Source organism: Haloquadratum walsbyi C23 (assembly GCF_000237865.1).
Taxonomy (GTDB): Archaea; Halobacteriota; Halobacteria; order Halobacteriales; family Haloferacaceae; genus Haloquadratum; species Haloquadratum walsbyi.
The window spans coordinates 1,921,641-1,944,736 of the sequence record NC_017459.1; the positions used below are offsets into that span (position 1 = coordinate 1,921,641).

Sequence of the window (23,096 nt, forward strand, 5' to 3'; positions counted from 1 at the left end):
TACCGCGCTCGGGGCTGCTCGTTGCTTTCCTCTTGCTTATTGAGTACAGGGTTTCCTGCTTCGCTTCGCTTCGCTGTCAGAAGCATAGTGAGGACATAGAGATTCCAGACTTCACGCGTGTGGTTCGGAGTGTCTCACTCTTACTGGATAGACACTCTGCCGTACTCGTCAATGCGTGCTTCTTCTCGCACCCGAATACGGCTGAGAACACGGCGAGCATCGTGTGAAACACCGAAAACACACAGGATGCTGATTGTATTGATCAAACCGTATGACAGAGTAATGACGGCGTTGTATCCCATCCCCGCCTTACTCACTCGCTTCGCTCGTTCCTTGAGGACGGCTTAGCACCTATTGAATAATAGATCGCTCTTATGAAGTACATTGTTGGTGGCGAGCAGTCGGGCGATTTTTTGTATTTCTCTACGGCGCCTGAGCTTCCCAGAACGAGAGTGAGACAGGGTGAAAGAACCGATTTACCGAATTTACTCAGTTCGGAGAGTCATCACCAACAATCTGCTTCACAAGAGCGTAATAGATAAAGTGGAAATCCTCTCATAGTGAACAACAGGACTTCCCACAAGCGGAGGGATACTGACTTGGGAGTTCACGGAGTATTATTTCTGAAGGGATACCAACAGTGCCGCACTACTGTACCATGCCGCCATATGACATATTCGTCTGATGGCAGTACGTTCCACGGTGAACGGAAGAATCACAGTATTGCCACCATCTGATAGGACATATAAAATATCACTCACTTTTACTCACTTTTTTCACTTTTTTCTAAGCAATGTCTCGGTGATTGCTGAATATGCCTGTGTGACTACGGGTGAATGAAGTGGTTCAGTTCGTTCAGGTACACTGTGTAGTGTTGGTGCTGCGAACATTTCTGAGAGTCCACGCGGTGGCGAATCTGTCTGTGTAACAATGACACCTGCAACTGTGGTTCCAAGTGTTCGAGCCATGGCAGCCGTTTTTGCAGCGTCTTGGATCGAAGCAACTGCTGGTGTAGTGATTATAATGACCATGTCTGCAACTCGGAGAGGGCGGGCTGCATCTGGACCTGCTCCGGCGGGACAATCAGTGAATACCGGACCAAGGTTAGCAGATACAATCGTTTTGAGATACCGAATGCGCGCTGTAAGATGTGTAATATGGTCATCTGGAAGCGGTGCTGGAAGTATTCGGGTCTGTGGATCTACTGGGTCAATATACGTTGTTTCAGATGATGATTTGATTGTATGACGCGAAGTACCGGCAAGTCGATGTAGGTTTGGGAGATCATAATCTGCATCAACAGCGACTGCAGGACCGTTAACCGCGCGAGCAAGCCCAAGTGTTGTTGTTGTTTTACCACAGCCACCCTTACCACCAGCAATCGCGAACATGCTAAAATTGTCAGGTCGGATTGTGATTTGAACACTCGGATCTTTTGAAAATCGCTAACACAATCTCTGCTATTTATCTGACAAATCGTGTCAGCGAAATAAAGGTATTTTTCCAGAAAACTATGTCGTTATAGTAACCGACACGAATCACTCATCTTGACAACATCCGCCTGCCTCACCGCCAAAATCAACAGCTAATGGGTCTGAGATTGCTTTATTAATATCCTCAAGTTTGGACTGAAGTGCTTTTTGCGCATCGAGATATGCTGCCATCTTCGACATATTATGTAGCTCTGACTGTGCGGATTTCACTTTATCAAGCATCTCTTGGGTAGCGGTTCCAGCTTGACGAGCAGTCATAAATGTATCACGATGATCCTGGAATTTCGCGATCTGAGCTTGAATTTCATCATCTGCTTCGACAGCTGCTTTTGTTTCTTCGAATGTTTCATACTCCGGAGTTTCAGCAATTGCCTCTCCAAGATCGCTTCCAAGCTGCTCAAGTTTGTCCGTTTGAACGCTCATTGTGTAATATATGCTTGGGAAGTATTTCAAAGTGCGGTCATATGCACGGGTACTCAAGCCAACTGCTTCGGGGTAATTCACTATCTAAATCTGATGAATTGACATATAAATAATCATATGATATATTCAGCAGCTCGGATGAAGTCAAATAGACACAAGTGGGAAGATGAAATAAGCAAAAGAGTCTAGCGCCCAACCTGTATATATATATATGTGGCACCTGTCTCAACCGACCGGTTCGCGACGTTACTTCGCGAGCTTGAACAATCCCGTTTTACAGCCTTTGTAGCTGCCCTCTGGGACGCACGGAATGATGAAGATGTAACGATTGAACAGCAATATATCTATATTGGTGGTCAAAATGAGAGTCAATCGCAGACTGTGCTTGCTGTTGTTGGTCATTCATGGATGCCAAGTCGATTTCGCCGATTCACTATTCCTGAGACAGTTGATATTCTGATTACGACACAGCAGACAAAACGATATATAGAGACAACTGGCGCTGTTGATGCACGTATTGTCGGTCCTGCAGAATTGCGCTCAATTGCACTTTATGCTATTCCACGACCGACTGCTGAGAAACTTTTTAATCAGTATTTCAATACGTCTGTTACGATAGATAGTTCACATGCTGACGAAACCGGGACCCGCCATCACTCAAATACGTATACGAAACATAGCTTATTGAATAGCCTAACATCACTGATACGAAATACACATGCCAAGCGTCGGCGACCGGTAGCATCGGTATTTGTAGTTATCATTTTATTAACTGTGATTACAGGTAGTGGAATCGCACTCGGTGTCATGCCAGGGGTAGCGTCAGATATCTCATCAGAGACAACTTCAGGAGACACCACGGTTGGAACGATTATCAATGAAGTAAGTGCTGAGATTCAGGTGTTTCTTGGAGTTTCATCAGCTAGTGCTGAACAGCAGTCATGGTCACAGCCAGACCCCGGGACACAATCCACAGCATCAGATGCTAGAAGTCAGTTGGCACCAAACGGCTCAGAGCCTAGAAAGACAACAGGAGATACGCAGACATTACTCGGATATCCACCGGGCGTCACAACAACTGGCATCGTTGATCCAGACCGATTAGCAGCAGCACATGCTGATACTATCTCAGGACAATCATATCGATATATCGTCAGGAAGCAGAATGTCAGTGCGTTTGGTAAACAAACCTGGCAAGAGCTCTCAGAAGAGGCAGTAGTCGCCAATCAAATTGATTATTTATATACCGCAACAGGAATATTGCAGTCGGAGAATGAGACTGAAGATGTGAATCTAAGTGTTTATGCTGACAGATCAGCAGCTTATATTCGAGTTGATCGCGAGAGCGAGGAGAATGTTTCATTCGGGAGATTTTCTGTTAGTGGCGGTGAGTTTGGAAGCAACAATGGGCGATTTGCCAACCGCGCAGAAAGCATCATACAACGGTATCTTGATACCTCGGAATCACGGGTCGTCCTCTCAAAACCGAACGATGGGACATATACCATTATTGCGAGCGGACAGCCATTTGGAATAAATACAGACGGTCGCACTGAGGAGTATCAAGCGGTTGCTCAGGTGAATGAGCAGGGGTTTGTCTCATCGTTTACTGCATCGTATCGTCGTGTCACAGAAAATGAAACGACCAATGTTTACGTTTCGTTTGAGTATGAGGATATCGGATCGACAACAACCTCACAGCCTCAATGGTACACAACGGCCCAAAATGAGACAGCGAGATCGACACGATGATGATATGTTAGCAGGGATATCTGATAGTTCCGACAAATTGCTTGTTATAGCTGATACAGGCGCAATACCACGGTCTTCAGACCGTGTATACGCGCTGTCGCAGCCGGAGGTCGGAGGTTTCCGAACACTTTCTTTACAACATCATATAAGTATAATTATCGGCGCACTAGCTCTGACCCTGGTGTAGCCGAACGCCTGAAACGTGGCGGTTCGAGTGTGAGTGTCCGCTCACGCTTGAAACAGGGTGTGCCTCATGTTGGAAGCAAACAACGCACCGGGCGAGCGTTAACGTAAGTAACACCGAGTCTGGTGACACCGACCACCAACCACCAATCCTATGACAAAACTAACACAGGAACACGTTTTCGGCTGAAGATAGGAGTATCGGGGGGAGGGGCTGAGATGTGGCACTCCCAATTGCAAGAGGCTGTCCATTACCTGGTTTCATACCGATTCGCACGGTGTGTGAGATTGGCAGTCTGCAAACCTGCACCTGAAACCCCCAACTCAGCGCAGCGGCGCGGTGCCGTGGGATTCCTCCGCGTGAACGTGGAGGAGCATGTCAAGAACTGCTGATTCATCGCCGTGCCGATTGGCATTCAGACATCGATAGTGTTTATGCAACCCGAAAAAATGCGGAGTTCTTCACGAATAAATTGATAGAACACCGGGATGAGGGGAAATTTTGGCAACATCAGTGAATAACAGTTATCCAGCCAGACAGGTTATATATGATAATGAGCCAAGAAACAGCAACTGAAGGCGACCTCAGAAATACCGGTATGTCACTCAAACATGATCGGGAGTGGGATTACGAACTCGATCGAATTGTTGAGGAGATTGAAGAACGTGATGCAGATCGTGTTGGATTACAGTTTCCTGAAGGACTCAAACGACGTGGTCCAGCAGTCGCAGATGACCTGCGCGCACTTTGTGGCGATGATGTGACATTTATGCTCTCCGGTCAACCATGTTATGGTGCCTGTGATCTTGATACATATCTGATGCGTCGAACGGACGTATTCGTGCACTTTGGGCACTCGCCAATGAAGGAGTCTGATAAAATCATATATGTGCCACTATTCTCGAATGTTGACCCATTTCCGATTCTTGAAGAGGCTGTTGATGAATTACCCGAAGATGATGTTGGTCTCGTGACAACTGCTCAACATATGAATCAGTTCGAATCAATGGTCACGTGGCTTGAGACACGCGGGTTTGATGTTCACACTCGGCGAGGTGACGACAGGCTCACACATGAGGGACAAGTGCTTGGGTGTAATTATGCATCAGCGGACATTGATGCTAATCAGGTACTCTACGTTGGTGGTGGGAAGTTCCACCCACTTGGGCTTGCGATGGAACATCCGGATAAGCACGTTCTAATCGCAGATCCGGTCAATAACGTCGTGACTGTTGCTGACACAGAGAAGTTCATGAAGCAGCGATATGCGGCTGTACATAAGGCAATGAGTGCCAACAAGTGGGGAGTTATCTTCTGTACGAAGATTGGGCAGGGTAGAATGGATACGGCTGAGTCAATTCTTGAGGATAACGACAATACATATCTCATTACAATGGATGAGGTGACACCAGATCGACTTCGAAACTTCGATATGGACGCTTTTGTCAACACAGGTTGTCCGCGTATTACCACCGATGATGGGCCGCAGTTTCATAAACCGATGCTCACACCTGGCGAGTATCGCATCGCTGTTGGTGATAAGCCATTGGACTCGCTTTCTTTCGATACATTCCACGGCACATGGTGAATCGCCTCGAGACTATAAACAGACCTACATAGTGTCTGTTCTGCATCATTAATAAATTCAATTAGTAGATTACAAACTCACTCGGTAGTGCCAGTGTTGGCGTTATTACGATGGAGTATCCCAGGTGACCGACCTTTTATTTCATTTCGAAGAATATTTTAATCTACCCTGATATCTCGGGATATTATACATAATATCCATTTGATATTTTTTGTGTATAAAGCGGTGAGTATTTTCCTTGATTTTTATACCCATTAATGCTTGATATTTACATAGATAATATGAGCACAGTCAAAACTGATTGGGGATCGTGGCTCCCACGCGATGTCGAAGCAGCATCACCTAATACAGTTGCTATCTGGTATCTTGGATGTAATGGGTTCTTTCTAAAGGGGAATGAAGGGACAACAATCGCAATTGACCCCTATGTTGGAACTGGTGATCCGCCGCGAACGGTTCGGATGATTCCGGTACCATTCGATCCTGGTGATATCACAACCATGGATGCAGTCCTCGCAACTCATGAGCACACTGATCATACCCATGGTCCATCACAGGGTCCGATTCTTGAGTCAACAGACGCGCGATTTTATGCACCTGATGATTCAATTGATGTTGCGCGTGAAACCGAGGCGTGGCAGGATGAATATGATATCAATGAGACACAACTCCAGGTTATATCAGAGGGAGATACAATTGATATTGGAGAGTTCACGGTTCATGTTGAGTACGCTCATGATCCTGATTCGACACACCCGGTCTCATATGTGATTGAACATGACACAGGAACATTCTTTCATGGTGGTGATACAAAGCCGCACGATGATTTTGACGCGCTCGGGAATGCATATGATATTGACCTTGGGGTACTTGCATTTGGCTCAATTGGTAATATCGATGATAAAGACACTGGTGAACCTGTCCGAACAAAATGGTATGCAACTGAAAACGAGATTATCCGTGCAGCAGCAGCCCTCAATATTGATCGGCTTCTTCCAAGTCATTGGGACATGTGGAAAGGATTAACAGCGGATCCAACAGCATTGCACGCACATGCACAAAGTTATACATTCCCTCGGGTGATTGAGATTGCTGAAATTGGCGACCGTATCGATATATAACTCCGAAAGGTCGCATTAACATCGTTATTTTATCAAAGGGATGTGAGCACTGTCAGTGTTGATTAACTCATATAATACATCATAACATCGAGATGTGGGTCGGTCGACACGGTCAGATCAGCATGATGATTGACATCCTCCTCCGCGTTCACGCGGAGGAATCCCGAGCGTTGGGAGTTTCAGGTTTCACACTCCCACCGAACAACCAGCCAGTGCGAATCTGAAGGGTTGTTCGCGGTCTGATGTGGGTGGGACTGCTGGCGGTGCCAAGCCGCCGGTACTCCTATTCTCGACCATATACGGCGTCCAAGCGTTGTTTTTGCCGCAGGGACGCCGGCAGGCGTTAGCAAACTCGGAGTTACTTTCTGTGGTGTTTTCAAGCAGTCGGGCACAGCATCTGCATCTGCATCGGTTCAGTATCGGAACCGACCGTTCACCAGACTGGTTCCGATGATTGTCTTATTGCTTGGGGCGGACAGGCCGCCATCGTAGGACTGGCGGGAATCGCTCTGTTTCCAACCGATTCCTATTTAATCGTGTGATTGCCTGTGATTTAAATGTATGTATTTTGAAATTTAAATCGAGCGACGACAGTAGGATTTTGGAGGGCGTGACGGCGCGTATCCACGGTCTGTAGTAGCTCACAGAAGAAGTGGGTGCTTGAGTAGACATGCATCAGTCAGAATAGTTCTCTCGCATCGACTTAGTGAATAAGTTCACCCAGAAGTTTGTTGAATCACTAAAGGCCGTGGTATTGCGCCTGCTCAGCATATAAGTCTTGAAAACACAACCGGTTTAATTAATCAATTACATATTTTGGAGTAATGACTCAATCAGTTCGAGTGGCTGTACCTCGAAAAGGTCGCCCACTGGAGGCAGTCCTCGAACGTATTGCAATGGTTACCGATGCTGAATCCGTCGTTGACGAGGTCATTTCGACACTGCGTCACGAGAAAGCAATCACGAAGGGAAGTATCGATCCGACAATGGACGTGTACGAGCGATTGTCAACTATTTCAACTCTTCATGATGAATATAAGCCAGAATATACACTTCGGCGAGATGACCGTCCTGGGATGCCACGTCGAATTGTTTTTGATACTCTCACAATCGACATTTCTGGTATACCAGTACAACTTATTGGTCGCGAGGAGCCGTTTCGAGCATTGCGAACACATACATTCGGGCTTGGATTCGATAGTGCCGACCTTGTGCTCGAGGAAGTTGTTGACCTTCGGGCAGATGGGATTGACTCAATCGATGAGATTAACGCGCGAATTGATCCGATGAACACTGATGTTCGTGTTGTGACGGGACTTGGTGATACAGTATATCATACGCTACTAGCACGCCCTGACGTACTTGATTATGATGTTTCACTTGATCGATCATTCATCATTGAGTATCAAGGAACACTGTGTATTTCTCCAAGATACGAGCGGTTGGTTGAAGCTGTTCTTGGAACATACGCACTTGATGATGTGTCGTTCAAATATCCACATGAAGAACAACAAGAAGAAGCAGCGATTTCGAATGCCGGTGTCGGGGTATATCTAACGGTGACTGGGTCAACCGCGCGTGAACATGGACTCGTAGTTGGTGAGGAGCTGTTTCCATCTGAAACAGTGTTGATGCAGAATAATGCAGAAACAACAGCGAAAACAGACCGTGTTCGCGATATATTAGCGACTTGTGAGATGGAAGAAATGATGACTGAAATAAACACACAATCCCTAGACGCAAACAACAAAACTACAGAGTGAACTACCCTAACCTACCGCGCTCGGGGCTATCAGCTCCTCGCTTGTTGAGGACAGGGCTTCCTGCTTCCATGTCGGAACTTACATTCAACGTGGACACATCGGTTCCTGACTCCACAGGCGACTTCCCTTCACGAGAGGTTCAAAGTAACCCACTCCTACCGAATCGACACTCAGCCACAATCAACGGTGCGCGCTTCTTGTCGCGCTTGAACACCGTTGAAGACGTGTGAGTATCGTACTATCGGCTACGACATGATAGTAAATGTGCCAGTGGAACTGTATGAACAGATGATGACGGCGCTGTATCCCCGCCCTCGTCCTACTCACTCGCATCGCTCATTCATTGAGGACGGGGGCTTAGCACCTGTATTCAGCTAACATCGTGCGCTTAACCCAGAGTTGATACTATTATAGAGATTCAAGAAGAATACCTGCAGCTTTCGCTATCCCCAGAAAGCTATGAATTCTGATGTGCAAACGAGACTAGCGGTCTCGGTAACGCAGGATGAATCCGGCAATCCGGACTCATTCCACGTTCGACTGCTCACCCAAGATTTCAATCCGTCATTTTAATTCCTAAGCAACCCTTCTCAACAGAGGGATTAGATCGGGAACAGAGCGATTCCGATTAGTTCGACAATGGCGGCTTCGCCACCCCAAGCAATCAAACAATAATCGGACCCGGTCAGGTAAACGATTGATTACGATACTGAATCGATGCTGTGCCCGACTGGTGTGAACATACAAAAATAACTCCAAGTACGCCGAGGTCTGCCAGACTCCCCGGGGCGGGGCATAACCAACCCTGGGAGTCCCAACATGGCTGAGGATAGGAGTACTGGGGGTTGAGATGTGGCACTCCCGGTAGTCCATCCCCACTCGACACAGTCTGTGAACCTCGGACGGATTCTCAGCATAATATTTGATGGGACTGCAACCCTGAAATCTCCACCATTCACACTCAAGATTCCTCCGCGTTCACACGAAGGAGGATGTCAATCTCATGACCTTGCGGACAAGCAAACGGTGCGAATTCTTAATTTATATACGAAAACAAACGAACTGTGATTCGAAGATATGATACTCAGGTATTTCTCGAGAGACTACGGGTGCTCTCGGTAGATATCGGAGCTATCAGGACGGATCGACTGTCGCCCGAGTGATTTGCTGGATTGCAATACTTGCGATATTTATTCCATATTCTGCGCTTCGTTTCAGACTATCAAGGAGTAATCCAAGAACGTAAGCCTCACTGGGGACATCATGATCATAGAGTTCACGGTCCAGATCTGTCAGTCGAGTTGACAAATCCTCATGCTTGGTGATTGCGGTATTTGCTGTTGTAATATCACCGTCAGTCAGGACAGCATCCGCAGCATCAGTGATTATACTTCGCGTTGCGTCACCGAGTGATGATAATGTCTCTGTATGGGTTGAAGAAATAGTCGCATCAGGTCTGAGGGTAAATCGAGCTATTTTTTCAGCGTGGTCTGCAATCCGCTCAAACTGTCGAGCAGTGTAGTAATACTCAAACAACTCATCCCGATCAAGTGCTAGTTTCTCAACTTCATACAGATCAGTCAGTGACCGACGAAAGTGACGCGTGATCATTCTAAAGAGTTTATCTGCCTCATCGTCACGATCAATCACACGTTCGGCAAGCTCTTCATTAGTATTAATGACTGCTGAGACAGCGTCGCGATGCATTGCGAGTGTCACCAACCGAAGTCGTCGGACACTTTTTTTAATATCAACATTCTGTGCATCAATCAGATTGGTTAGTTTGATACGGTGCTCATTGACTTCAAGCAACTCAAACCCGGACAACTCCCGGAGTGTTTCTTCAACGGTTCGGGCTTTCTCATGTCCACTGCCAGCATTGTCTCGTAATGTAACAGTGTCAAATCCAACAGCGTGTAATGCAAGAATCCGCTGTCGAAGTGCTGTCTCTGAGATTGTTGAAATATCAACTGTCACACCCTGGTCAATGCATGATCGATCAGCAGTTGCCTCAACAAGAAGTGATCCATCACCGCTTGGGTGGAGCGCAAGTACAGACCCTGATCCAATACCGTGTTCTTGAGCCCATTTTTTTGGAAGTGAGACTGTATATGTGGTCCCACCCGAAAGTTGCACCTTTCGTGTTTCCATACATTACAGATGCACAGATGTAATTATATGATAGTTTATATGAGTGTGCTTGTCCACTCTTTTCATTCCAATAGGTATATACTCACTGTAGAGAGCTATATATAATTATAGAGTCCGATTAAGATAGCGAGAATCATACTATGAGCTGATTGATTATCATATAAATTCGGCTGTTGGAGTGAATTCCTCGAGTAGCCTAAACATGTTATATTTTTTAGATGCACATATACTCAATATTTGTATGTACCACACTGTACAGTCTATAGGTTATCTCTTTATCACGGTATTGTCATTTAGAAATTATGTCTAATAGAACATGGCGACGGCCGCATGATGCCACTCGACAGGGTCGTGATGCAACACTTGCCCAAGTCATTGATACGATTGATCAGACAGCACCACCGACAAAAGCAGCACTTGCAGAACAGATCGGTATCTCAGAGCAATATGCTTCAGAATTATTACAAGATCTCAAAGCTGATAATATTGTACGGAAGGGGTATGTGGTTGATAATGAACGTGTCTATCAGTCTGTAGATATCGTATCGCGACTTAATAACCAGACAACTTCACAAGCGACAACAACAGAATCCGCTGGGGCAGATGCTAATCAGACACATACAGCGAGAAAAACCCGTGATTCTGGTACGGATGTGTCTGAGAGTAACGCACAGACAGGTATCGATGCACTCTCATCGACGCTTACTGAGGGATTACAGACAACCGGGAATGAGCGCAGTGCTTCTGTCTTAGACCTATTAAATCGGCTTAATACGGTGACGACAACACAATATCATGCTGCTCATGATGCGTTTCTTGATAATAAACCGGACCAACCAGCAGGAACGCTTGAGTCGCTCGCAAATGAGCGGTATTCCGCAGTGTTGAGTGAACTCAAATCATATACACTGACAACGAATTGGCCAGGTAATCGCATCGCAGCAGATCTTTCAACAATCGCAACAAATCTTGAAATTGTCGGTGATCGAGCCTGTTTTATCGCTGATGTCGTTACGCGTGAGCAACCTCCTGCAACAGGTGTCATCGAGAAACGCGTGAGCGATATTTTCGAAGCGGGCGATGCAATCAATTCACACCTCGAGACAATTCTTTTTGAGTGTCATCTTAGTGCTCATGAGCAGTTGGTAGCTCTTGAAAAGACCGTCCATCGAGATCTTGATGAATTATTTGAACTGGTAACGGCGTACGACCCAGAGATGTATGGATATCTCGTAACCATCACACGTGCACTTGAGCGTGCGATTCACTACTGGGTTGATGCCGCTGAACTCGCAGTCCAGGTTCACTCTGGTCTTCAACCAGAACATACGAGAATTTGAACGTGAGTGAGTTTAGCTCGTCGGGTAGTTCCGAGGTTGTGGATGGAAAGCGCGTCATAGAAACAGGAAGCCCCACCCTCAAGTAGCGACCGGTGCAAGCCGTGAGCGAGTAGGGTGGGGTAGTTCACAGAGAGCAAGTGATTTTATTTGCCCGTCGCTACTGCCACTCAGATTATTTTATTATTTAATCAGACGGCGCGTACATATCAAGGAACATCTCAAGATCACGGAATGCAGCAATTCGTTCACTGAGTGTTTCGTGACTCCAGTGCCACCATTCAGTTGACTCAATACGAGCTGCTATTTCTGGCGCGAATCGACGACGAATAACCGATGCAGGCACGCCGGCAACAACAGTGTATGGAGAAACATCATCGGTGACGACTGAACCGGCAGCAATGACAGCACCATTACCAATCTCAACGCCTGGTAGGATAGTTGCGCCATGACCAATCCACACATCATGACCGATAGTTACTGGATGGTCTGATCGCCACTCAAATACCGTCTCATCGTCGCTGCCGAGATCATACATGGCTGCGCGATAGCTAAAGTGATGTGCGGTTGGGCGGGTAATCGGGTGATTTGTCGGTCCCAATCGGGCATCACTCGCGACACTCACAAACTTCCCAACAGATGTGTAGTCTAATTGAACGCGCTCCATGAGATAACTGTAATCATCGAGTGTTGATTCACTAACACGAGCGTATGAGCGAACATCTGTCCACCTCCCGAGATTGCTCTCGGTGATATGGACCGGATCATGTAACGTCGGTTCTGGACTGAGCGAATCGATACGTGTCGGTCCATATGACTCGATGTACATGGCTAATCAGCGCTCACGTCGACCAGCTGTTGCAGTAATGATTTTCTTAGGGGCAGTGATTATCGCTTCAAGAATCCCAGTTTCTTCGACTTCATCATCGTCACGAAGATATGAGCGAACTCGCTGGCTGAGGAGTTCGACTGACCCGGCTAGAAGAACAACAAGAAGAATACAAGCCATCATCTCAGTGTAATGGAACGTTTTTCGTTGGATATCAAGCTCAAGCCCAAGTCCGCCTGCGCCAATAAGACCAAGTCCAATTGCGACTCGGACATTGTGTTCAAGATCGAATGCAATCCACGCAATGAATTGTCGGAAGACTTGACTCAGCATCCCAAAGGAGACAATCTGGCTTTTGTTTGCGCCGGTGCTTTGGATTCCCTCAATTGGACCATCAGCGATTTCTTCAAGTTCATCAGTAAATAGTCGCCCAAGATATCCTGTTGTGTCAATCATAATCGCCAGTGTCGCAGTAAATGGCGTGACCCCACCAAGCGGAATCAGAATTAAGACCCACACAAGTGCTGGGATTGCACGAATAAGGCTCATTGTTGCACGAAATACAAAATTGAATGGGTATGGGACGACACGCTCACTTGCCATGATACCAAATAATAATGCCCCGGGAAGCCCAAGTATCGTTCCAGCAATCGCAATCGCAATCGTAATTTGAGAGGCGGCAAAGAGATTTTCCGCGATAATGAAGTTCCAATACTGCATGAAATCAATAAATGGAATTCCATAATACGTTGTTGGAGGGAAGTACTCTCCAAGTGCTTCGGTGAACTGTGGAATCTGTGCAAATAACTCAGTAAGTGAAAAACCAACAGCATTTAGACTTGCATTGAATACAATTGCTGCTATGACAATACCGAGACCAGCGTATAGCCGGCGAACTGTCTTACGTCTGCGAAGATCGGTTAATTTTTTCTCGACTGAAGAGTCCCCGACAGAGGCAAGTCCAAAGTACTGTAACAGGTCGCGGAGTCGAGAGTCAGATGATTGAGAACTCATGATTCTACTTGCCGCCCAATAACATCTACCTCATCAGTATCATCACTACCGGTTTCGGTGTCGAAACGAGTACCATCAGAAGTATTTACAGTTGAGTTATCGCTATTATCAGTTGCAAGCCCAACCGTCTCGACATTTCCATAGAGATCGTCAACGAGACCTGGGGTAAGTTTCTCAGGACTGACGTCAAAGAGTATCTCACCATCGCGGAGTCCAATAAATCGTTCACCAAAGTAAGCTGCAATATTTACTTGATGAAGACTGACGAGTGCAGTAACTTCATGAACGCTTGCTGCTTTTTTGAGATAGTCCATTACACTCTCTGCACTTGAGGGATCGAGGCTTGCAACAGGTTCGTCCGCAAGAAGTAATGCTGGATCCTGTACAAGTGCTCGTGCAATTCCAACACGCTGTTGTTGCCCACCACTCATCTGTGAGGTACGCTGATGTGACTCCTCAAGAAGGCCAACGGTCTGAAGTGCTTCAAGCGCGCGTTCTTTTGTCTCTTTATTTTGCTGTTGTAATAGACTGCTAACTGTCGACGTTCGATCAAGTGAACCAGTAAGTGCATTCATATACGCTGAAACACCATCAACGAGATTGTGTTGCTGGAATATCATCCCAATGTCAGAGCGTGAGCCATTGATCGGATCCCCATTAAGTCGAATCTCTCCTTCGGTTGGATGTGTTAGTCCGTTAACACAGCGGAGCATCGTTGACTTTCCAGCTCCTGATTCACCGAGAAGGACAACAAATTCATCTTCAATCTCGAATGAGACTGAATCGAGTGCAACGACGTCACCATATGTTTTTGTTACGTTATCTACAGTAAGTGTGCTCATAATAATTATCTTTAATAAAAGAGTTAGTTGATTGCTACCAGGGATTAGGATCCAAGCTCGATTCCAAGATTATTGAGTCGTTTAATTACGGGTTGGTAGTCATCGATTGAGGTGTCACGGAGTGTTGTGAATGGTAAATCAGCCTCATTGTAATCCTCTGGATAATACTGTTGAATTAAGCTTTTATTTGAGTTAACAAGAAGATCGCCAACCTGTGTTTTATACTCTGAATCCCAGGTTTTTCGGGCATATACTGGCTGTTTTGGAATCGGGAATGACCACCAGAATGGTCGGAATTTTGGTGACTCAGTATCAAGCACATCCAGTGCTGAACTCTTATCAATGACGCGTTGTGGAAAGTCAGATTTGTATGATGATGAGATATGTGGCATTCCGTTTCCACCATACGTGGTTGCTGCATCCGCCTCACCAGCACCAAGTTTCTCGAGTGCAACTTCATGATTCGACCATGAGCCGGTGAAATCAACCGGGTCACCATCTGGGGCATCACCAACGTCTAGACCAGCTTGTTTCAGCGCATATGTTGCAAAGATTGATCCGCTTGTCGAGAGACGATCAGCAAAAGCCGCTGTTTTGTCTTCTATATCTTCGCGTTGTGTGATATTTGAGTCTTCATTTGTCAGCATTACTGAGAAATAAAACGCCGACCCACCCGTGACGGTTGTCCCATATACATCCATTAAGTCGGGATTCGAAATAAGTGTAACATCGTCCATTCCAATTTCGGCTTGTTCACTATTGAGCGCTGGGCGAACTGCTGAGTAGTCTTGTGGAACTTGCATCTCAACAGTAACTTCATCAAGTTCACCTTCAATCATCGCTCGCATTGGTTCATACCGTGTCCGAATATCCGAAGGTGTTCCTGGCGTCAGCACCATGGTGATTGTCGTACCACCACCGCTCGCAGACCCGCCGAGCGTTCCACTACCACTACACCCGGCAAGCCCAGCAAGGACAGCGCTGGCACCTGCGGCAATAAATCCACGACGCCCTGTTAGCATACCGCGAGACTGATTTGTGTGATTTCGCTCCGGATTTACATTCTGATCTTTCTTCTTCATCATCACCTGTGTTGAACTAAGTCGAGTGAATAATTATTGTCCTCATAGAGTATATAAGGTCAATAACGAATGGCAAGGAGAGTTCTTGGACCAATATATTTGATAAATAACCAATAATGGTCTATTCTGGTATAATTGGTTATATATAAGATGTCATTAATAAATAGGCGTCTGTACGAAATATTATCGAAGGTAACTATAACCTCACTTGGAGTGACAACATAGAGAGTACTTAGCGCAGGCTTATCAGGTTATTACAGAACAGTGAGTTCATGGAGTACGATGATCGAAATGATCGGACTATTCGATTTGAGCAGATTGCGCATGCGGAGATAAAAACACTCACAACCCTCGCAAACAGGGTGCTTGCGACCAATCCCTCGTTATCGGTCTTACAGGAGCCACATCCACAATTAATCATGCAACAGGTGACAGACCCTGTTGAACACCAGCAATTCAATCTTGGTGAGATAGTGGTCACGCCTGCTGAGGTTTCGATTAATGATGCACAGGGATTCGCAATGTACCCAGGTAAACAAGAGCGAGCAGCGCTTTCGGGAGCGATTATTGATGCTGCGGTTGCTGGAAATCATACGCATGCTGAAATAATCCAAAATAAACTCGATACTGTGGATGAACGTCGCAAGCAACAGCGGGACGAAACATGGAGTGAAAGTCAACATACTGCAGTCGAGTTTGAAACAATGGAGAATGAGTTATGAGAGCTCTTGGGATTGATCCCATTCATGATACTCAAAAAACATTCCGAACGCTATGTGCTGTATTATCCAATCCAGGAACAATTGAACAGCACAGTGTCACTCCCGTTGATCACGCTGTCGTTGTGACGCTCGTTGATCATGAACTCCAAGCACAGATAGATGATGAAAAGCTTCAAAAAGAGCTTGACGCACAAGGGCGATATGAAGATGCGGATGTACGTGAAGCGGATATTATTCATACGCGGGGGGTACCATCATGGGATATTCGAGATATTCCACGTGGAACACTGCTTGAGCCAAGTGATGGTGCAACAGTAATATATCGAGTTGAGACGCTTACAACAATATCATCACATTCAGCCGTCGAGTCTGATAATATCCATCAGGATGCGGTTGGGGATGACACCTCAATTACAGTGGTCACAATTGACGGACCGGGAGTTCCAACAAAGACAGGCCGAACAGTAGCGATTGGGCTTCCTCCAGAAGAGTTGGATCGAATTGCGACTGCGCAGTCAACGTATCCACGGGGTGTCGACGTGATTATCACGACTGCTGAGTCTATGCTTGCGATTCCTCGGTCAGCAAGCATATCAAGAGTCACGATTGAGCATGCTCAGTCGACAGTAACCGACGGGTCAGTGCGTGAACGCGAATCGGAGGCACGCTAATGGGATATGTTGCTGTCAAAGCTGGTGAGGAGCTTATCGAACGTGCGGCTGACCTCTTTGAGAAACAGCGTCTCAATGGCGACACCGAGCCAGTAAGCGTTGACCAACTTGAGGAACAACTTGGTCGTACAGTCGCACAAGTGATGAGTGAAGGAGGTCTTTATGCCCCTCGCCTCGCTGCGCTTGCGGTCAAACAAGCACAGGGGGATACAGTTGAGGCCGCTTTCCTCCTACGTGCGTACCGTTCAACGCTTGAGCGGTGGGATGAGACTGTTCCAGTTGATCCAAATGAGATGTTTGCAACACGACGAGTCTCGCCTGCATACAAAGACGTTCCAGGTGGACAAATTCTTGGTCCGACAAAGGACTATACTCAGCGGTTACTTGACTTCGCACTTACCAACGAGGGAAAAACCCAATCCGGCGGGACAAAGGAGCCAATGGATCCAACAGCCGAGTGGGATGTGACGACTGAGGAAGCGCCTGAATCGCTCGCAAATGTGATGTCTGTGCTTCGGTCAGAAGGGCTCGTTCATGAGCCAGATTCACCTGAGATAACTGATCCAACAGACACGACACGTGAGTCGCTTACTCATCCGGCAGATCGCGATGCTATCTTACAGGAGTTAGCTCGTGGCGAAACAGGGGCAATGACTGCACTTGGATACTCTGCACTTCGCGGCTATGGGCAGGTGCATCCAACGCTTGCTGAAGTACGGATTGGGCGGCTACCGGTCATGATTGAGCATCCATATACTGAGGAGACTGCAACAATCACTGATATTGAGGTGAGCGAAAGCGAAGCAATCGTCCCTATCTACGCCAAGCGGGATGACCCACAGTTTGCATTTGGGTATGGGCTCACCTTTGGACGGAATGAGCGAAAGACGATTGCAATGACAATACTTGATGCATCGATCCAACTTGATAGTGACGCTGAGCCTGCAGAAGATCCAGAATTTGTTTTAGATATTATCGACGGAATGGACTCATTTGGATTTATTGAGCATCTTAAATTGCCACATTATGTAACATTTCAGTCAATTCTTGATCGAATCAGAGGGATTCGACAACGAACAGCAGATAGTGACAGCACTCATGCAACACAATCTGACGGGACGACAACAACGGAGGTTGAGTGTGATGAGTGAAATAAATGCAGAAACAGACGCAGAAGTCAAAGAGGGTAATCAAGATGATAATGTCACAACTCAATCAAGAGATTATGCCGATCAGCACGCACATGATCAGCCCAAAGATGAAATGACCGAACCCAAGGGAAGTGCTGTTGAAACCGTTGATTCACTCCTCGGTGAGTTTGATGATGATGATAGCTTGTCAGGATACAACTATGCGTATCTTGATGAGCACACAAAGCGTGAAGTGCGGCGATCAATTATCAAGGCTATCTCAATTCCGGGACATCAAGTTCCATACGCTTCTCGACCGATGCCGCTAGCCCGTGGATGGGGAACTGGTGGTATTCAGGCGTCACTCTCACTGCTTGGACCTGATGATACATTCAAAGTGATTGATCAAGGGTCCGATGAATCGGTCAATGCAGCAAATATTAGACGGCTGGCATCAAACACTGCTGATGTCGAAACAACGACTGATACGACAAACGCAGATATAATTCAAACTCGACATCGGATTCCTGAGGAAGTTCTCACCGATGAGCAAATTCTTGTATTGCAGGTTCCCGTCACTGACCCACTTCGGAAAGTTGACGGCTCCGATGCTGCGAATCGTCGACGGCATGCGCATCGTAATTACGGGAAAATGTGGGTACACCTCTATGAGAACGTCGTTGAGTGGGGTGAGATCAATATCGCCGCTCGATACCCAACAATGGTTGCTGGACGGTATTTGATGGATCCCTCTCCAATCCCCCGCTGGGATGTGCCGAAACTTGATCATGCGGATTCATTGTTCATTTTCGCTGCTGGACGAGAAGCACGTATCTATGCTGTGCCACCACACACATCGGTCGAACCACTTGCATTTGAAGACCGCACATTTCAGGTTGAGCGCTTCCCCGACGTCAGTTGTCATGCATGTGGGTCGACCGATACGTATCTCACTGAGATTGAAACAGATGATGGATCGGTCTACTACAGTTGTAACGATGCGTCCTTTTGTCACAAACGACAACAAAAACCCGAATTAGATCGTGATCATCATCTTGAGCAATCGATTGACGGGTGGGGTCCTGGGGTAAGTGATCCCGATTCTGGAGACACTGCAGGTGATACCGAATGAGTATGAGATTACTCGAGGTATCAGATATAAAAAAGCAGTATGGCTCTGGATGCTCAGCGTGTATCGAACGCACTGGTGATGATGCTGGGACGAATCACTGTCCTGTTTGTGACACTGTCATTGCATGTGCAAACATTAATTTGACAGTCGACGCTGGTGAGGTGCTCGGGATTGTTGGAGAATCTGGATCTGGAAAGTCAAGTCTTGCAGAACTCATTGCACTTGAGAAAGATGATGAGGGAGAAGTAGCTGGTGACATTTCATATACAGAATATGATGGCAATCTCTTAGCTGTTGATTATCAAACACGACATGAACTGAAAAACACCCATCTGAGTCTCGTACATCAACATATTCGGGATGGACTCGAGTTAGAGTTTTCTGGCGGCGGTAATGTTGCAGAAAAACTGCTTTCTGCTGGATGGCGGCGATATGATGATGTCCGTGAACGGGTCCGGAACTTGTTTGACGCAACTGAGATTCCTGTTGACCGGATGGACGACCCAACCCACACATACTCTGGCGGTATGCAACGGCGTGTTCAGATTGCGCGTGCACTCGCCAATGAGCCTGATATCATCATTCTTGACGAACCAACAGCAGGGCTTGACGTAAGCGTTCAGGCTCGTGTCCTCGATATGTTTCGACGGATTCAGCAAGCAAACAATGTTGCTGCAATCGTCGTTTCACACGATCTGAGTGTCATCCGGTTGTTGGCTGACCGAACGGCGGTGATGCGACATGGACGGATTATCGAGTCGGGATTGACGGACCGTATCATGGAAGATCCACATCACGAGTACACACAGACACTCATTAATTCAGTAATTTAACAGATGACATCACAAGCAAATACAGACGATCGCACAAAGACTAAGACACAATCGATATCTCGAACAGAGCTATGTCGACCAGTCCTCACGGTCAAGCAATTATCAAAAACATTTGCACTCCACACGGTTGATGAAACGGAGGTTGTTGGACTTGATGAGGTCTCATTTCAGGTTACTGCCGGTGAGTTTCTTGGTGTTGTTGGTGAGTCGGGGTCAGGAAAGTCTTCATTATTAAAATGTATTTATCGAACATATCAAGCGACTGATGGGGATATTCTGTATCATCAGCGTGTGCAAAATCCGGGGGATGAATCGAGTGATGAAATAACGACTGAGATTAATCTTGTCTCCTGTTCAGACCGAGAAATCATTCGCCTGCGAAAAAACGCAATCGGATATACATCACAATTTCTTGATGAGATCCCACGAGTTCCTGCAGTTGATGTCGTCGCGCGACCGCTGTGCGAGCAGGGATTTGCAGATAAGAAGGCTCGTGAACGTGCAAAATCGTTATTATCGCAACTTCGACTTCCCAAGTCATTATGGGAGGCATACCCAGCGACGTTCAGTGGAGGTGAGCGACAACGGGTCAATCTCGCACAGGCAATCGCACCAAAGCCTAATCTTCTCTTGCTTGATGAACCGACAAGTGCACTCGATCCAGAAACACGTCGTGCTGCGGTTGAACTGCTAGAAACGTATTTAGATGATGATACGACGGTTATCGGTGTGTTTCATAATGCGGATGTTGTCTCGGCTGTCGCCGACCGGATTGCCGTTCTTGATGAGGCACAACTCAAGCGAATTGAACCCGCTGAGACATACTCAGCGACACACTCGCGCACCGACTCAGTTGCTGTCGACCAGGAGAAAAAAACAAATAACGACTACACTGCAGATACTGCGGGCGATTCAGAGACGGACACTAACGGTGGAGACCCTCAATGAGTGATAATCAAACACAAAATGCGCACACCCACGATGGAGATAACGATACTCGTGACACAACGAAATCAACACATGCCCAAAAGAAATCTCATGACGACACCCGTATCATGAGTGTTGTTATTGAAAATGGGCAGGTTGTCACGCCATCGACCGTAATTAACGGTAGTATTCATATTGAGGGAGATCGAATTAAATCAGTCGGGGAGAATATCAAAAATGAGACACTATCCGCTGCGGACCGGCGCATCGACGCCGCAGGGCAGTATCTCGTTCCAGGTCTTATCGATCTTCATGGTGATGATATTGAATCACATCTGTACCCACGAGCAGGCGCGCGAATTGAGACACAGATGGCGTTGGCGAGTGCAGACCGCGCGAATGTCGCTGCTGGAATCACAACCAAATTTCATGCAATCTCGTTTGAGGTTGATCCCGAAGCAAATCGTTCACCTGAACTTGGCGCTGAACTCACCACGGCGGTTGAGCAAACTGATGGACTCATTGCTGACCACCGCATTCATGCTCGGTGTGAAGTGACACAGAAACGCTGTGTTGAGGCGATTGAGACGCTTCTTGACGCTGACGACGCAGGATTGGTTTCGGTCATGAGTCATATTCCTGGTAAAGGGCAGTTTCGCGATACAGATGCATTCATAGAGTATTATCGAAATTCGCAGAATCATACTGTCGCAGAGGCAGAAGAGATGATTGATGAGCGTGGCAGTCTTGAATTGGAGACAATTCGTGAACGAGTCCGTCGGATTGTTAACTGCGCACGCGATGCAGATATTCCAGTAGCATCACACGATGATGAGGATCCAACGGAGGTGGCGCAATTGCATGATATTGGTGTCAATATTAGTGAATATCCAATCAACATTGAGACGGCAAAGCGTGCTCATGCCACTGGGATGACTGTCACGATGGGAGCACCCAATCTCATTCGTGGGGAAAGCCAGTGGGGGAATCTCCGGACAGCGGACGCAATTGAGGCGGATGTGGTCGATGCGCTTGTCACAGACTATCATCCAATGTCGCTACTCGCAGCGGTATTCATCGATACGGGTGAGCCATTGCCAACGCGCGTTGCACGCGTCAGTAAGAATCCTGCTGATGCTATTGGGCTGACTGATCGTGGGCGCATCGAAGCTGGTGCACGTGCTGACATTGCAATGGTCGATCCCAATCCAACCCCAACAGTTACTCGTGCATTTGTCGCAGGGGCTCCTGTGTACCGTGCGGAGGGAGCAAAATGAGTACACAACAACCACAACTCGGTGCTGCGATGGATGTTCGATTTGGTATCTCAGTCGAATCATTTCTTGAATATATTACCGATCTGGGACTCTCACATCTTGAACTCAAACGCGAGTATCTTGAAGGATTTCCAGACACACCAACGCCGGCAACACTTGGCGCGCTCACAGATAGATATGATGTCTCACTTACCTATCACGCACCGTTTCGAGACTGGAACATGGGGAGTTTTAATGATGCTATTCGTCGAAATAGTGTTGCACAAGTGAAACAAACACTTGATGACGCTGCTGCGGCAGAGGCTGGTGGTGTTGTTGTTCACGCTGGGTCAGTCCCTCGTCGCTATCCTGAGTGGGTGCGAGAAAAAGCACATAATAATGCATGCAAGTCACTTCGAGAGTGCGCAGTCTACGCCGACCGTGTTGGTGTTCCACTCTGTGTTGAGAACCAACCAATAAGTGACCGTGATATTAGACATACAACAACAGTTGCTGATCTTGCATCAGCAGTATCTATTGACGGGACTGATGCATCACTTGATGTGACATTTGATATTGGACATGCGAATGTGAACGGGCATGAGTATCAAGAATTCGTTGAGAAATTTGGTGATCAAATCCGAGTCTGTCATCTGCATGATAATGATGGGACGAGCGACCAACATGAACCCCTCAGCGATTATGATAAATTCGTGACAGCGATTCCAGCAGATTACTTTGTCTTCGAAATGACATCAGTCGCAGATATTGGAGTCTCGGTCGGCAGACCTGATGTTACTGTCCCTGAATGTGAGTTGTAGCACATCACAATAGATAATTGGGGAA

General features: G+C 46.8%; 20 protein-coding genes. 13 read left to right on the top strand and 7 right to left on the bottom strand.

Translation table 11 applies throughout. From position 1 onward, the window contains the following. Positions 1 to 776: 776 nt before the first annotated feature. Both HQRW_RS08465 and HQRW_RS08470 read right to left on the bottom strand, forming a co-directional pair. A complete protein-coding gene (locus HQRW_RS08465) occupies positions 777 to 1,391 on the bottom strand; it encodes a MinD/ParA family ATP-binding protein (protein WP_011571815.1) in 615 nt (204 codons plus the stop codon). Positions 1,392 to 1,538: 147 nt separating this feature from the next. Further along, positions 1,539 to 1,916 carry a YlbF family regulator gene (locus tag HQRW_RS08470; protein ID WP_011571816.1) on the bottom strand — a complete coding sequence of 126 codons (378 nt, stop codon included), beginning with the start codon at positions 1,914 to 1,916 and terminating at the stop codon, positions 1,539 to 1,541. A gap of 213 nt (positions 1,917 to 2,129) precedes the next feature. Here HQRW_RS08470 and HQRW_RS08475 point away from each other — a divergent pair, with 213 nt between their 5' ends. The 4 genes from HQRW_RS08475 (at position 2,130) to HQRW_RS08490 (ending at position 8,324) form a co-directional block, all read left to right on the top strand. Next, on the top strand, positions 2,130 to 3,668 hold the full coding sequence (locus HQRW_RS08475; protein ID WP_014556258.1) for a hypothetical protein: 1,539 nt from the start codon (positions 2,130 to 2,132) through the stop codon (positions 3,666 to 3,668). A gap of 737 nt (positions 3,669 to 4,405) precedes the next feature. Beyond that, on the top strand, positions 4,406 to 5,440 hold the full coding sequence (dph2, locus tag HQRW_RS08480; RefSeq protein ID WP_014556259.1) for a diphthamide biosynthesis enzyme Dph2: 1,035 nt from the start codon (positions 4,406 to 4,408) through the stop codon (positions 5,438 to 5,440). Positions 5,441 to 5,721: 281 nt separating this feature from the next. Next, complete coding sequence (locus HQRW_RS08485; protein WP_014556260.1) at positions 5,722 to 6,561, top strand: MBL fold metallo-hydrolase; 840 nt, start codon at positions 5,722 to 5,724, stop codon at positions 6,559 to 6,561. 824 nt (positions 6,562 to 7,385) lie between these two features. After that, entirely contained in the window at positions 7,386 to 8,324 is a 939-nt protein-coding gene (locus HQRW_RS08490) for a hypothetical protein (RefSeq protein WP_014556261.1), read from the top strand. Positions 8,325 to 9,458: 1,134 nt separating this feature from the next. On the opposite strand, the gene HQRW_RS08495 is transcribed toward HQRW_RS08490, so the two are convergent. After that, entirely contained in the window at positions 9,459 to 10,475 is a 1,017-nt protein-coding gene (locus HQRW_RS08495) for a phosphate uptake regulator PhoU (protein WP_014556262.1), read from the bottom strand. Positions 10,476 to 10,777: 302 nt separating this feature from the next. Between HQRW_RS08495 and HQRW_RS08500 the strand changes: the two genes are divergently transcribed. Beyond that, complete coding sequence (locus HQRW_RS08500) at positions 10,778 to 11,815, top strand: hypothetical protein (protein WP_014556263.1); 1,038 nt, start codon at positions 10,778 to 10,780, stop codon at positions 11,813 to 11,815. Positions 11,816 to 11,999: 184 nt separating this feature from the next. On the opposite strand, the gene HQRW_RS08505 is transcribed toward HQRW_RS08500, so the two are convergent. The 4 genes from HQRW_RS08505 to HQRW_RS08520 are packed head-to-tail and all read right to left on the bottom strand — an operon-like array spanning position 12,000 to position 15,582. Beyond that, positions 12,000 to 12,641 (bottom strand): transferase hexapeptide repeat family protein, encoded by a 642-nt coding sequence (locus HQRW_RS08505; RefSeq protein WP_011571823.1) that lies wholly within the window; start codon positions 12,639 to 12,641, stop codon positions 12,000 to 12,002. Between the two features lie 6 nt (positions 12,642 to 12,647). Continuing rightward, entirely contained in the window at positions 12,648 to 13,655 is a 1,008-nt protein-coding gene (gene phnE, locus HQRW_RS08510; protein WP_011571824.1) for a phosphonate ABC transporter, permease protein PhnE, read from the bottom strand. Continuing rightward, on the bottom strand, positions 13,652 to 14,497 hold the full coding sequence (locus HQRW_RS08515) for a phosphonate ABC transporter ATP-binding protein (RefSeq protein WP_014556264.1): 846 nt from the start codon (positions 14,495 to 14,497) through the stop codon (positions 13,652 to 13,654). Before HQRW_RS08515 ends, phnE begins: the two co-directional genes overlap by 4 nt. A 44-nt stretch (positions 14,498 to 14,541) precedes the next feature. Continuing rightward, on the bottom strand, positions 14,542 to 15,582 hold the full coding sequence (locus tag HQRW_RS08520) for a phosphate/phosphite/phosphonate ABC transporter substrate-binding protein (RefSeq protein WP_231852291.1): 1,041 nt from the start codon (positions 15,580 to 15,582) through the stop codon (positions 14,542 to 14,544). Between the two features lie 269 nt (positions 15,583 to 15,851). Between HQRW_RS08520 and phnG the strand changes: the two genes are divergently transcribed. Genes phnG through HQRW_RS08560 form a run of 8 tightly spaced genes read left to right on the top strand, consistent with a single transcriptional unit; the run spans position 15,852 to position 23,071 of the window. Next, a complete protein-coding gene (gene phnG / locus HQRW_RS08525; protein WP_014556266.1) occupies positions 15,852 to 16,301 on the top strand; it encodes a phosphonate C-P lyase system protein PhnG in 450 nt (149 codons plus the stop codon). Then, positions 16,298 to 16,972 carry a phosphonate C-P lyase system protein PhnH gene (phnH, locus tag HQRW_RS08530; protein WP_014556267.1) on the top strand — a complete coding sequence of 225 codons (675 nt, stop codon included), beginning with the start codon at positions 16,298 to 16,300 and terminating at the stop codon, positions 16,970 to 16,972. Before phnG ends, phnH begins: the two co-directional genes overlap by 4 nt. Further along, complete coding sequence (locus HQRW_RS08535) at positions 16,972 to 18,123, top strand: carbon-phosphorus lyase complex subunit PhnI (RefSeq protein WP_014556268.1); 1,152 nt, start codon at positions 16,972 to 16,974, stop codon at positions 18,121 to 18,123. Before phnH ends, HQRW_RS08535 begins: the two co-directional genes overlap by 1 nt. Continuing rightward, the gene (locus HQRW_RS08540) at positions 18,116 to 19,234 is read left to right on the top strand and encodes an alpha-D-ribose 1-methylphosphonate 5-phosphate C-P-lyase PhnJ (protein WP_014556269.1); all 1,119 of its coding nucleotides are present in this window, start codon (positions 18,116 to 18,118) and stop codon (positions 19,232 to 19,234) included. Before HQRW_RS08535 ends, HQRW_RS08540 begins: the two co-directional genes overlap by 8 nt. Then, positions 19,231 to 20,067, top strand: coding sequence for an ATP-binding cassette domain-containing protein (locus HQRW_RS08545; RefSeq protein ID WP_014556270.1), 837 nt, complete (start codon positions 19,231 to 19,233; stop codon positions 20,065 to 20,067). Before HQRW_RS08540 ends, HQRW_RS08545 begins: the two co-directional genes overlap by 4 nt. A gap of 3 nt (positions 20,068 to 20,070) precedes the next feature. Then, entirely contained in the window at positions 20,071 to 21,015 is a 945-nt protein-coding gene (locus HQRW_RS08550; RefSeq protein ID WP_014556271.1) for a phosphonate C-P lyase system protein PhnL, read from the top strand. After that, positions 21,012 to 22,271 carry an alpha-D-ribose 1-methylphosphonate 5-triphosphate diphosphatase gene (locus tag HQRW_RS08555; RefSeq protein WP_014556272.1) on the top strand — a complete coding sequence of 420 codons (1,260 nt, stop codon included), beginning with the start codon at positions 21,012 to 21,014 and terminating at the stop codon, positions 22,269 to 22,271. The genes HQRW_RS08550 and HQRW_RS08555 overlap by 4 nt, the downstream gene beginning before the upstream one ends. Continuing rightward, on the top strand, positions 22,268 to 23,071 hold the full coding sequence (locus HQRW_RS08560) for a sugar phosphate isomerase/epimerase family protein (protein WP_014556273.1): 804 nt from the start codon (positions 22,268 to 22,270) through the stop codon (positions 23,069 to 23,071). Before HQRW_RS08555 ends, HQRW_RS08560 begins: the two co-directional genes overlap by 4 nt. The last annotated feature ends 25 nt before the right edge of the window (positions 23,072 to 23,096 follow it).